At 69.6% G+C, this 11,922-nt stretch carries 7 protein-coding genes; all 7 read right to left on the bottom strand.

Annotation, left to right across the window (positions count from 1 at the left end; translation table 11 throughout):
• Positions 1 to 97 precede the first annotated feature (97 nt).
• Complete coding sequence (locus tag ASC91_RS30630; protein WP_268795242.1) at positions 98 to 229, bottom strand: hypothetical protein; 132 nt, start codon at positions 227 to 229, stop codon at positions 98 to 100.
• A gap of 330 nt (positions 230 to 559) precedes the next feature.
• Positions 560 to 1,771, bottom strand: a complete 1,212-nt coding sequence (locus ASC91_RS08215) for an SGNH/GDSL hydrolase family protein (RefSeq protein WP_056194967.1) — start codon at positions 1,769 to 1,771, stop codon at positions 560 to 562.
• Positions 1,772 to 2,599: 828 nt separating this feature from the next.
• The gene (locus tag ASC91_RS08210; RefSeq protein WP_157281315.1) at positions 2,600 to 5,563 is read right to left on the bottom strand and encodes an EAL domain-containing protein; all 2,964 of its coding nucleotides are present in this window, start codon (positions 5,561 to 5,563) and stop codon (positions 2,600 to 2,602) included.
• Positions 5,560 to 6,126 (bottom strand): FecR domain-containing protein, encoded by a 567-nt coding sequence (locus ASC91_RS08205; RefSeq protein ID WP_056194962.1) that lies wholly within the window; start codon positions 6,124 to 6,126, stop codon positions 5,560 to 5,562. The genes ASC91_RS08210 and ASC91_RS08205 overlap by 4 nt, the downstream gene beginning before the upstream one ends.
• A gap of 136 nt (positions 6,127 to 6,262) precedes the next feature.
• The gene (locus ASC91_RS08200; protein ID WP_056194959.1) at positions 6,263 to 9,280 is read right to left on the bottom strand and encodes a CHAT domain-containing protein; all 3,018 of its coding nucleotides are present in this window, start codon (positions 9,278 to 9,280) and stop codon (positions 6,263 to 6,265) included.
• Positions 9,281 to 9,335: 55 nt separating this feature from the next.
• Complete coding sequence (locus ASC91_RS08195) at positions 9,336 to 10,511, bottom strand: MFS transporter (protein WP_056194955.1); 1,176 nt, start codon at positions 10,509 to 10,511, stop codon at positions 9,336 to 9,338.
• Positions 10,508 to 11,887: a DNA recombination protein RmuC gene (locus ASC91_RS08190; RefSeq protein WP_056197141.1), complete on the bottom strand. Its 1,380-nt coding sequence runs from the start codon at positions 11,885 to 11,887 to the stop codon at positions 10,508 to 10,510. The genes ASC91_RS08195 and ASC91_RS08190 overlap by 4 nt, the downstream gene beginning before the upstream one ends.
• Positions 11,888 to 11,922: the final 35 nt, after the last annotated feature.

Genomic DNA, 11,922 nt, shown 5'->3' with positions numbered 1-11,922 from the left:
AAGGACGATGCCCGCAAAGCCCGTCAGCTGGCGGCCGAAGGCCATCATCACCTGCAGGTTCTCCTGCCCGGTGCGGACGGCCGGCCAGTTGCCAAGCCTATTTCTTGCGCGGAGCGACCGAAATCGCCTCCGCAGCCTTCTCAGCCGAGGTGGCGGGAATCACAGGCGCTGGCGCATGGGCCTTCTTCGCTTTCTTCTGTTCCTTGTTGCCGCGTTGACCTTTGGACATGGGATCTTTCGTTGATGGGCGACACAGCGCGTCGCAAGGTCTTGCTTTTAGACATTGGGAGCGCTGGTGTCGGTGCGGCGGCGCACGGACACCTGAAGCATCTGCAGATTCCAGGCGGTCGCTGACAGCGGCGCTGTACTGCTGCCGGTGTCGCCGAGGAAGGCAGTTTCCTGAATCCGTGACCTTACCTCTGTAGCCCCGCACCCTGAGGGTGCCGCCCGATGGCAACGAGTTGCCTGAGTTTGGGGAAGAATTTGGCGATGCGCGCGGTACCAGGCCAAACAGGGCGGGCGCGCCCGCATGGCGATCAGCAGCGCTCTCGCCGGCTGATCACTTCAACCAGCGCAGATCGACGGCAGCGGCCATCGCCTGGTAGCCGACTTCGTTGGGATGCAGATGATCGCCGCTGTCGAAGGCCGGCAGCAGCTGGTCGGGCCGGGCCGGGTCGCGCAGCAGGCGGTCGAAGTCGAGCAGCGCATCGAAGGCGCCGGCGGTTCTGATCCAGCGGTTGACCGCCTGGCGCTTGGCCTCGCTCTGCGGCGTCGGGCGCAACAACCCCTTGGCCTCGCCGCAGGGCAGCAGCGTCGCGCCCCAGATCTTCAGGCCGCTCGCATGCGCTTTTGCAATCAGGTCGCGCATGCCGGCGATGATCTGCTGCGCGCTGACGTCGTCCTGCGGTGTTGCCGGCGCCTTCGCCGCGGTGATGTCATTGATGCCCTGCATCAGCACGATCCAGCGCACGCCCGGCTTGCTCAGCGCATCGCGCTCGAAGCGCGCCAGCACGCTCGGGCCGACGAAGGGAGCGCGCCCGTCGTTGAGGATGCGGTTGCCGGCGATGCCCGCATTGGCCACGCCGATAGTCGCCAGCTGCGGGTCGCCCTGCAGACGCGCGGCCAGGAAATCCGGCCAGCGCGCATTGCGGTCGTCGGCCGAGCCGACACCATCGGTGATGGAGTCACCTACCACCACCAAGGTGCGTGCCGGGGCGGCGGCGCTCACCTCCAGATCGGTGACGAAGTAGCGGCTGTCGTCGGTGGTCGCGCCGGCCGGGAACAGCGTCGCCGCGCCGGCGTCCTCGCCCGGCCACAGCCAGGCGGTCTGCAGCGCCGCGCCATGCAGCGTCGATGGTCCGGTCTCCTGCGGCAGATACAGGCTCAGCGCCAGCTGCTGCAGCGCGGCCACGCGCAGCTCAACCGGATCGCTCAGGACGCTGTCGCCGGGGGCGATCGTCACCGTCGGCAGCTTTTGGAAGCTGAGTGCCCGATCGCTGCCCGGTTGGATGGCCGAGCCGGCGGCGTGCAGCGCCAGATGGACCGGTCCGAGGTTCAGCGGCGCGCTGCCGAACAGATTGGACAGGCGTATGCGCACCTGCGTACCGGCGACGCTGCTGCGCACGACCTGGCGTATCGTCTGCGGCTGCAGCGACGGGCCGGGCGAGTCCGGTGCGGCCGCCCAGCCAGTCACCCAATGCGGGTCGGCGGCGACGGCGCTGGCCGCGCAGCAGAGTGCCAGCAGGCCGGCGAGCAGATGTTTCACACGCATTCCAATCATTCCCGGCTTCAAGACAGGCGCCGATTCTGTCCATCGACCGCGACCTTGCCGTTCGTAATGGGCGACGCTGACTTACAAGTTTGAGAGGAGGAGTGCGCGATGGCATCACCGCCGTCACTCGCGACTTCGTCGGCACATACGGGGGCGCCAATTTCAGCCGCATACAGACTGATCTGTTCGATGCAGTCGCTCAACGTTTTTAGCTACGAAAAGCCTGTTTGATGAATGTCTGCGCTGCGGCCTGACTTACCTGGGTTGAACCGTTCCTCACCACTTGGCGCGACCCAACCCCCTTTGACCTCCAACAGCGAACCGACGGGAGCGAGCAGGCCGACGCCACTTTCAGATGCTTGCTCCCACGGGGCGTACGTGATCGCCGACAAGGTACTGCCGAGTTGTGCTTCAACTTCGGTCTCGCGGATCCACACCTTCGCTTGTGTCGGAAACGCGGATCAGGAAGGAGGCCCGATGACAGCCGCGGATGGCTTGCCCAGAGAATTTCTCCCAGCAGAAACCTTCGACCATTGCCGATTCGAGGAGCCCGACAACGGCATCGAAGCTGAGGTAGGAGTGAAGCGTGCTCGCGCGCGAACTGTCGACTGAAGCACAGAACTGCCAAGTGCTACCGCTCATGAGCGGCTAGTGCATTCTCGACAGACCGTCAGCGCCTCTTAGGCATGCAGGCTGCACCCTAGATCGACGCGATTTGAAAGGTGCAAGCGCTTGATTCATTGAAGTCTTCTCCCAAATCTGCCGGAGCTAAACAGTCATCAAATTTCCGATCAGAGCGGCGACCTCCAGTCATAGGCCCACCTGCCACTACCGCCGCCACGGCGCGCTCCTGATCGCCTCCGTCGCCTGCGCCTGCGGCAGCGCCTTGGCAAACAACCAACCCTGCCCCACCTGCACACCCAGCTGCTCAAGCAGCGCGGCCTGCTTTTCGTCCTCGACGCCTTCGGCCAGCGTCTGCTTGCCCAGCGCTAAAGCCAGGCCGACGATGGTGCGGACGATCTCTTGCGCCTCGCGGCCGGCGGCCAGGCGGATGACGAAGCTGCGGTCGACCTTCAGCGTGTCGAAGGGGAAGCGATGCAGATAGGCCAGTGATGAGTAGCCGGTGCCGAAGTCGTCAATGCTGAGCTTGAAGCCCATGCGCGCCAGCTCCTGCAGAACCTCGGCGCTGCGCTGCGGGTTGGCCATGGCCATGCTCTCGGTGACTTCGAGCTTGAGTCGGTGCGTGGGCACGTCGCCCAGCGCCGCGAGCGTGGCGCGGGCGTCGGCCAGCAGTTCCAGGTCGCGCTCCAGCTGCACGCCGGACAGGTTGACGGCCACCTCGCCGGTGAAGCCCAGCGGCTGCCAGCGTCGCAGCTGGCCCGCGGCCTCCAGCAGGGCCCAGCGGCCGATGGCGCAGATCTGGCCGCTGGCCTCGGCCACGGGGATGAAGTCGCCCGGCATGATCAGCCCGCGCTCGGGATGGCGCCAGCGGATCAGCGCTTCGAAGCCGAGCAGGGCGCGGTCCGACAGCCGCACAAAGGGCTGGTAGTGCAGCTCGAACTGCGTGCCGCTGGCCAGGGCTGCGTCGATGGCGTCGCGCAGCCAGCGGCGCGATTGTTCGACGAGCTGCTCGGCCGGATCGAACTCATGCGTCTGGCCAGGGCCGCCAGCCTTGGCGCGAGCGAGCGCCCCTTCAGCCGCCGTCAGCAGCTCGTCGGCCGTGGCCGGGCCATGGCGACGCTGGGCCCAGGCGATGCCGGCGGTGAGCTGCAGCATGGGTGTCGCGACATTGAAGGGAGACTGCAGCAGGGCCTGCACGCGGCGGCCCAAGTCGGCCGCGCTGTCGCCACCGGCCAGCAGCAGTGCGAACTGGTCGGGGCCCATGCGCGCCACGAGATGACGCGCTCCGAAATTCGATTTGAGGCGGCTGGCCAGCTCGGTCAGCACGGTATCGCCGACGACGGGCCCATGGGTCTCGTTCAGGGCCCGAAAGCCATCCAGGCCGAGCAGCAGCAGGCCGGTCTCGGGCGCCAGCACGCCGGACAGCAGCTGCGTCAGCTGCTCGCGGAACAGCACGCGGTTGGCCAGCCCGGTGAGGCGGTCGTGCAAGGCGTCGAAGCTGATCTGCTGCTGCAGGCGCTGGCTCTCGGAGATGTCCGTCAGCGAGCCGGCCATGCGCACCGGCCTGGCGCTCTTACCTTCACCCTCGCGCACGGCCAGGCCGCGCGCCAGCAGCCAGCGCTCCTGGCCGCCTTGATGGAAATGCAGCACCTGGTGGAACTGCAGGCTCTGCCCGTCCAGATGCGCCTGCAGCTCGGCCTCGAAGGCGTGGCGCATGGCAGGCTCCAGGGGCTGCGTCCACGCCTGGATGGCATGGCCGGCCTCGGCGGCAGACAGGCCCATCAGCGCCAGCCAGCGCGGTGAGTAATAGACCTCGCCCGTCGTCAGGTCCCAGTCCCACAGGCCGTCGTTGGCGCCCTGGGCCGCCAAGGCATAGCGCTGCTCGCTCGCGGCGAGCTGGCGCGCGGCCACCCGGCGCCGGCCCTGCTCGATGCCGGCACGCAGTGCGCTGCCGCCCAGCGTCGCGATGGCCAGGGCCAGCAGCGGCGGCGCCACTGCGAAGACGAAGTAGTGGCTCTCGAAGGCCCACTGCACGCCGGCCAGCAGGGCCAGCGTGCCCAGCACGACGGCGGCCAAGGCGACACCCAGGGAGCGGCGGGCGAGCAGCGCCACGGCGGCAAAGGGCAGCAGGAAGACGGCGGCCAGTTCGGCCGCGCCGCCCCAGGCCGGACGCACCAGGCTGCGGCCCGTCAGCAGGTTGTCGGTGACGGTGGCGATCCTCTCCATGCCCGGCAGGCGGGCGTCGAAGGGCGTGGGCACGTGGTCGCCGGCGGCCAGGGCCGACACGCCCAGGACCACCACGCGGCCTTGCAGCCGCGCCGGCTCGACGCGGCCGGCCAGCAGGTCGGCAAAACCCACGCTGTCAAAACTGCTGGCCGGGCCGCCGGGGCCGTAGTAGTTCACCCCGAGGCGCGACAGCTCGTCCAGGCGGAACTGCAGCCCCTTGCCGGCGGTGAATTCCGCGCCGAAGCGGGCTCGGGCTGCAGGCCAGTCGACACCGCGCGCGAAGGCGGCCAGGCGCAGCGGCAGGGAGGGATAGACCTCGCCGTTCAGGCGCAGCAGCGGCAGGTCGCGGCGCATGCTGCCGTCGGGTTCCGGCCGCACGCTGATGTGGCCCAGGGCTGCGGCGGCCTCGGCCAGGACGGCCTCCGGGGCGACGAGGCGGCGCGGCCGGTAGTAGCCCTCGCTGCGCGCCAAGGCCGCTTCGTCGTCATAGCGCAGCAGGGCCTGAGCCAGCACGGGCGCAGGCGCCGCGGCGGCGTCGGCCTTGCCATCATCGGGCAGGGAGAAGGGAATGAGGGCGCAAGTGCAGGCTTTCATCGCCGCGGCCAGGGCGGCGCTGCCTTCGGGCGTGCCGCCGCCGGGCAGCAGCAGGATGTCCAGCGCGATGGCGCGCGCGCCGCCCGCCTGCAGGGCCTGCACGGCACGCGCCATCTCGGCACGGTCGGGCACGCGCCCGCCCAGGGCTTCCAGCGCGGCGTCGTCCACGCGCACCAGCAGCAACGGCAATTCGGTGCCCGGCGCCAGTTCACCGCGCCAGCGCGTCTGCCAGTCCAACGCCCATTGGTCGGGGCGTTCCAGCACAGGCACGTCGGCACGCCAGGCCAGCATCGCCAGGCCCAGCAGGGCCGCCGCCAGGCCGATCAGCACATAGCCGATACGGGATCTCAATCCAGCGACCCCAGCCGCTGTTCGACGCGAGCCACCTTGTCGGCCGCCCAAGCCATGGCCGCCACGCACTGGCTGCCATCGCAATGCGTGCCGTTGAGCTTCTTCTGCAGGCGCACCGGGTAGCGTGGCTTGATGCCGCGGGTCTGCGGGCCGGCAGGCTCGACGTCGACCTCGCCGGTCTTCACCAGCACGGCGGTGGCGCGGTCGTCGCCGACCTCGACGCTGAACTCGGTGCCGCGCACGGCGGTCACGGCGGTGGGCGTGCGCACGCGCCAGCTGCCGCCGCCCGACGGTGTCACGCGCTGGCCGATCAGGCCCGTTTCCAACAGCAACTCGGCGGCCCGCGGTTGGGCAGGCGCCACGCTGAAGGCCTCGATGCGCAGCTGGCTCTTGTCGGCCAGCACAACGACGGAACCGTCGACGAACTTCAGCCGCACGCGGCCGGCCGCGCCGGTTCGCAGCGCCGTGCCGACGTCGAGCTTGTCGCCCACCGCCAGCGCCTTGCCATCGACGCGCTGGGCCTCGCCGCTGACGGCCATGACCTCGCAGGCCTGCTGGGCCAAGGCGGCTGAACTGAACCCCAACAAAACACAGCCACTGAGCCACAGAGGCACAGAGAAAAGCCTGAAAACCCGCCGCAGACCTCTGTGTCTCTGTGCCTCTGTGGCTGTGTTCATCGGCTTGATCACGTCCCTGCTCCTATTTCGATGGATCACCAAACAATGCATATCCGGCCCAGTAGAACGGATGCGTCCAGCGCCCGCCACCGAGAGTTCCCTCGATCATCCCCACTTGAGCCAGGCGCAGTGCCTCGGCCCGCGGCGCCTTGGCCGAGAAGGTGGCGGCCGTCAGCACCGCGGCGGATGAGGTCTCTACCGCCCAATGCGTGGCCAGCACCGAGCGGCTGCCGGCGAAGAAGAAGCCGCGCACCAGGCCCGACATGGCCGCCCCGCCCTGCTCGCCCGCAGCCGTGTTGCAGGCCGACAGCAGCACGGCCTGGGCGTTCAGGCGCAAGGTCAACACGTCGTCGAGTTCGAGCAGCGGCGAGGCCGTGGCGTCGGGGCCAGGCGCCAATGCGAGCGCGGGCTTGGACACGCCTGGCAGCTCGCCGGGCATCAGCCCATGCGTGGCGAAGGCAACGACGCGGCGGTCCTGCAGGGGCGCGGCCAGCACCGCCTCGCGCGTGGCGGCGGCGCCGAGCAGCAGATCGGTGTGCGGGTTGGCGCCCAGGGCCTTGGCCAGCGCCGTCAGCTCGGTGCGGGTTTCGGGCAGCGGCGGGATGTCGCCATAGCTGAAACCCCAGGCGGCGTCGTACCTGGTGGCGCTGCTGTTCAACGCGGCGCGGCCGGCAGGGATCGTGGTTTTTGCGTTGGACTTGAACTGCGGGTCACCGACGCCGAACAGCGGCTTGGTTGCCAGCGCCGGCGCGGCAGCGCGGCGCAGCGCGAACAGTGCGCCGGCCGAGGGCAGTTGGGTGACGGCCATGCGGCGGGCAACGAAGGCGCTGGGCTCGGGTGTGGTCAGCACGGCCGCAAACGGCAGGGCCGCCAGCGCACCGTCGGCGGCGACAAGCAGGCTCTTCACATCGGCACCGGGCTGCAGCGGCGCGATGAGTTCGCGCCAGACTTCATGCAGGGCGGCCGTCGGCAGCGTCGGCGGGCGGCCGGTGCTCAGGTCCAGCGCCGTGCGGATCTGCACCACCTTGTCGGCCCAGCCGGCCGCGCCGATGCTGGACGCGGCAAAGCGCGTCGGCGCGCCGGGCGTGACCCACCAGGCCAGCGTCGCCCCCTCCAGCGGCTGCACGACGAGCAGGGCCTCGCCGGGCGACATCAGCTTTTGCAGCGCTGCGGGCGGCGGAAGTGCAGGCGTGACGAGGTCAGCATAGGCCGGGTAGGCCTTGGCGACGCGTTCGCGCTGGGCGTTCAAGACCTCACGCGCGGCCTGGGCCTGCTCCCGGCCCTGGCGCACCTGCTCGCGCACGGCGGCGAGTTCATCGGCCAGGGCCTTCTGCCTCTTCTTGCGTTCGGCGTCGGGCAGGGCCTTGAGCTCGGCCTTGGTCTCCTCGCTGCTATTGCGCCGGCGCAGGCGGTCCTCCTCACCCAGCTGGGTGGCAAGTGCACCGTTGCGCGAGCTGGCGGCGGCGCGCAGGTTGGCCTCGTCCTCCAGCAGCGCGCGCAGGGCTGGCGTCGCGGCCAGCAGGCGTGCCGTGGCGTCGGTCAGCGCGCGATGGGCGGCGCCGGCCTGCAGGCGGTCGGCCACCTGCATGGCGCGGTCGGTCCAGGCCGGCTCCAACGCCTCGCCGCGCAGGGCTCGCGCGCCGATCTCGCGCAGGAACTCGTCAAACGCCAGGCCCAGCACGAAGCCACGCGCGCCGTTGAGGTCCAGGTCCTGCCAGCCGCCAGGGTTGTCCAGCAGGGCCGTGAACAGCGGCTGGTAGTCGCTCCAGGCGCCGGCCATATCGCCCTTGAGCATGCGCACCAGGGCGCGCACGCCGCTGGCCTCCTGCGTCTGCGGATGGGTCTCGCCGTAAAGGCGCTGGCGATAGCGCAATACGCGCTCGACGGCGTCCAAGGCCTCGTCGAAGCGGCCGTTCTTGGCGGCCAGCAACGCGCGCAGCCGCCAGTCGCTGGCGCGGTCCTTGGCCAGGCTGTCGGCGGGCAGGCTGGCCAGGAAGTCGCGGTAGAAGGCATCGGCCTCGGGCCAGCGGCGCAGGCCGATCAGCGCCCTCACCTGCTCCTGGCGCGCCAGCCAGCGGGTGTGGCTGGCGGCACTGGCGCCCGAGCGCTGCAGCATGTCGTCGGCGCGCTGGGCGTTCTCCAGCGCGGCGGCATATTGCCGCGCAGCCACCTGAGCCTGGCCAAGGCGGTAGCTCCAGCGCGCACCCAACGCATCACTCAGTTGGCCGGCCCGCCACAGCGCCAGATTGCCCTGGGCAATCTGGATGGCCTCGGGTGCGCGGCCGTGTCGCACCAGGGCATAGACCAGCATGCCTTGCGAGCCGTCGTACCAGCCATAGGCGTCCTGCACGGCGGGGTCGCGCAGCGGCCGCTGGCCTCCACCGGGGAGTCTGCGCGCGTCCTCCACGCCCTTCTGCGCCAGGCGCACAGCCTCCCGCAGCGTTGCCACCGCGTCGCCCAGCCGCCCTTCCCATCGCTCGATCTCGGAGCGCACCTGCAGGTGGTCGACGCGCAGCCGCAGCGTCGCCGCTGGGTCGCGGTCGCCGAGCGACTCCTGCGCCTGCCTGACCAGGCCCTGCGCACGCGACCACATGCGCTCCATGACCGCGCGGTCGCGCGCCTGGGCCAGCGCGTAGACGTGGCGCAGCGCGGCCGCCGCCCGCGTGGGCAGGCTCAGCGTCGCGTCGCTGGCAAAGGCATCGGCCGCAGCCATGGACTTGCCCGAGCTGCCCCAGATGAATTCGGCGCTGAGGTACTGGCGGATCCAGATCTCGCCGCCGGGCTGGCTGCGGCCAAAGGTGGCCAGCTCGCGCAGCAGCTCCACATATTTGCCGCGCTGTTCCAGCGCCTGCGCCGCGCGGGCCTGGCGCTGCAGCAGCGCGTAGCGGGCTGCGGGCTCGACGGGCAGCGGTTCAGCGAGCAGGGCTTGCGCCTCGGCCTCGGCCATGACGACGGGGGGCTCGCTGTCGTCTTCTTCCACCTGAGCCACGACCGCGGACGCGGCCAACAGCAGGCCGGCAAACCAGATCTGAATCCTCATCGCCCCACCTCCAGTGCCGGATGCTAGGGGGCTTGCGCCAACCGGCGCCAGAGAGCTATTGCTGACGCAGATGTCTGGCCGGCAGCTGGGCCACAAGCAACAGCGAGGCCATCAGCCACATCGGCGCTACCAGGGCAGTGGCCGCGGCGAGGATGCCGAAGCCGGCGGGCATGGCCACCGTCGCACCGTTGACCGTCAACATGCGCAGGCCCAGCGCCTGGCCATGGCGACCGGGCGGCGTCACGTGGTGCAGCATGGCCATGATCATGGGCTGCACCGAGCCCAGCGCCACGCCCAGCAAAGCGGAGCCGCACATCAGACCAACGGTGCCCGGCAGCCAGGCATAGGCCATGAAGGTCAGCATTGCGACCACCATGGCCGTGCGCAGGGCCTTGACCTCGTCCAGTTCGTCGGCGAAGCGCACGATGGCCAGACGCACGCAGGTGGCCGCGGCAGCGAAGCTGCCCAGCACGATGCCGATGCTGACTGCCGACAGGCCGCGCGCATGGCCCACCACGGGCACGACGAAGCTGTGCGCATCCCAGCAGGCCGACAGCACCAGGTTGACGAGGATGAGGCGGCGAAAGGCCGGCAGCCGGAACAACTGCCAGGCGGCGCGCTCGCGAAAGCTCTTGGTCAGTGGCTCGGGCTGATGGCGCGGTACCTTCTGCGCAAAACCCCAGGCCAGCAGCGGCAGCAGCGTCGCGAAGCCGAAGGCAGCCGTCATGCCGAACTGATCGATGAGAATCCCGGCAATCACCGGCGCCAGCGCGTTGGACAGGGCCGGGCCCAGGGCCATCCAGCTGAAGATGCGCTTGAGCTCGCCCGGCTCGTCGGCCATCAACCCGGCCTCGCGCTGCAGCGCCACGGCCGCGACGGCGACCGCACCGCCACACAGCAGGCAGCCGACGGCGATGGCCCAGAGCTGCTGCACGGCCAACGCCAGCAGCGCGCCGCAGCCGGCCATCAGCACACCCACACCCACGGGCCGATGAAAGCCGTGCCGGTCCGCCAGCCGCCCGGCCCACAGCGACAGCACGATGGGCGCGACGGCGAAGAGGCTGAGCAGCAGGCCCACCGAGGCCTCGCCATAGCCGCGGTTGAGCACCCACAGGCTGGCGGTCACGCGCGTGGTGGCCATGCAGGCATGCACGCAGATCATCGTGGCGATCAGCCACACGAAGGCGTGGCGCAGATTGGCCTTCTTCCCCGCTGGGGCGGAGTCGGTCACTCGGCGTCCTCGCCGAGCTCAACGAGCTTGTCGAGCTGCAACATGCGCTGGGCTGCGTCGTCGGGCAGCGCCTCGACGCTCTTGAGCTTGCGCGTCATCTGGCGCGTGCGGGTCTCGGCCAGATCGATGGTGTTGCTGGCCTCTTCGAGCTTCTTCTTCGTCTTGGCCAGCACCTCGCCGAACTTGCCGAACTCGGTCTTGACCGCTCCCAGCACTTCCCAGACCTCAGCCGAGCGTTTCTCCAGCGCCAGCGTGCGAAAGCCCATCTGCAAGCTGGTCAGCGTGGCCAGCAAGGTGGTGGGGCCGCAGAGCATGACCTTGTGTTCGCGCTGCAGGCTCTCCATCAGACCCGGGCGGCGCAGGGCCTCGGCGTACAGGCCCTCGGTGGGCACGAAGAGGATGCCGAAGTCGGTTGTATGCGGCGGTGCGATGTATTTCTCGCGGATGGTGCGCGCCTCCATCCGCAGGCGCATTTCGATGGCCTTGGCCGAGGCTTCGGCGGCCACGGGGTCGCCCTTTTCCTGGGCGTCGAGCAGGCGCTCGTAGTCCTCGCGCGGGAACTTGGCGTCGATGGGAAGCCAGAGTGGCTGGCCATCGTCGCGCTGGCCGGGCAGCTTGATCGCAAACTCCACGCGTTCGGACGAGCCGGGCAGCGTCGCCACGTTGGCTGCGTACTGTTCCGGCGTGAAAACCTGCTCCAGCAGGCCCGCCAGTTGCACTTCGCCAAAGATGCCGCGCGTCTTCACGTTGGTCAGCACGCGGTTGAGCGAGCCCACGTCGCGCGCCAGGTTCTGCATCTCGCCCAGGCCCTTGTGCACCTGCTCCAGGCGTTCGGCCACCTGCTTGAAGCTCTCGCCCAGGCGCTGTTCCAGCGTGGCGTGCAGCTTCTCGTCCACCGTTGCCCGCATCTGCTCGAGCTTCTTCTCGTTGTCCTGCTGGATGCTGGTCAGGCGCAACTCAACGGTATGGCGCAGCTCGGCAAAGCGTTGCTCGTTGCCCAGGGACATGGCCTGCAGCTGATCGCGCATGCCGTCGGCCAGGCGCTGCATGGACTCGGCCTGGCCCTGTGCGCTGCGCAGCGCGGCGGCATCCTGCGCCTCACGGGCGGCGAGCGCTTGTTGAGCCAACGAGTTGTTGTTGCCCTGCAGCCCCTGCGCCAGCACCTGCTGGAACTGGGCCAGGCCCTGCACCAACTCCTGGCGCGTGCCGCTGGCGCTGCGGCCCAGCTCGTCGCGCAGTTCGCGCTCCAGCCTCTCGTTGCTCAGCAGCAGCTCCGGCGCCACGCCGGTTTGAGGTTTCTGGCGAGCCCAGATCAAGACCAGCAGGACAAGGATCAGGGCCAGCAGGCCCAGCAGCAACACGTCGATCAGGCTCATGCGGGCCATTGTCGCCCGCGGTGGCAGGGCCTGCA

The sequence above is a fragment of the Pelomonas sp. Root1237 genome (assembly GCF_001425055.1).
Taxonomy (GTDB): Bacteria; Pseudomonadota; Gammaproteobacteria; order Burkholderiales; family Burkholderiaceae_C; genus Pelomonas.
This window is presented reverse-complemented; position numbering and strand designations above follow the sequence as displayed.

Bases quoted from the DNA above. Each gene is read 5' to 3' on its own strand.
- ASC91_RS08190 (WP_056197141.1), bottom strand. From the start codon at position 11,887: ATGAGCCTGATCGACGTGTTGCTGCTGGGCCTGCTGGCCCTGATCCTT.
- ASC91_RS08200 (WP_056194959.1), bottom strand. From the start codon at position 9,280: ATGAGGATTCAGATCTGGTTTGCCGGCCTGCTGTTGGCCGCGTCCGCG.
- ASC91_RS08215 (WP_056194967.1), bottom strand. From the start codon at position 1,771: ATGCGTGTGAAACATCTGCTCGCCGGCCTGCTGGCACTCTGCTGCGCG.
- ASC91_RS30630 (WP_268795242.1), bottom strand. From the start codon at position 229: ATGTCCAAAGGTCAACGCGGCAACAAGGAACAGAAGAAAGCGAAGAAG.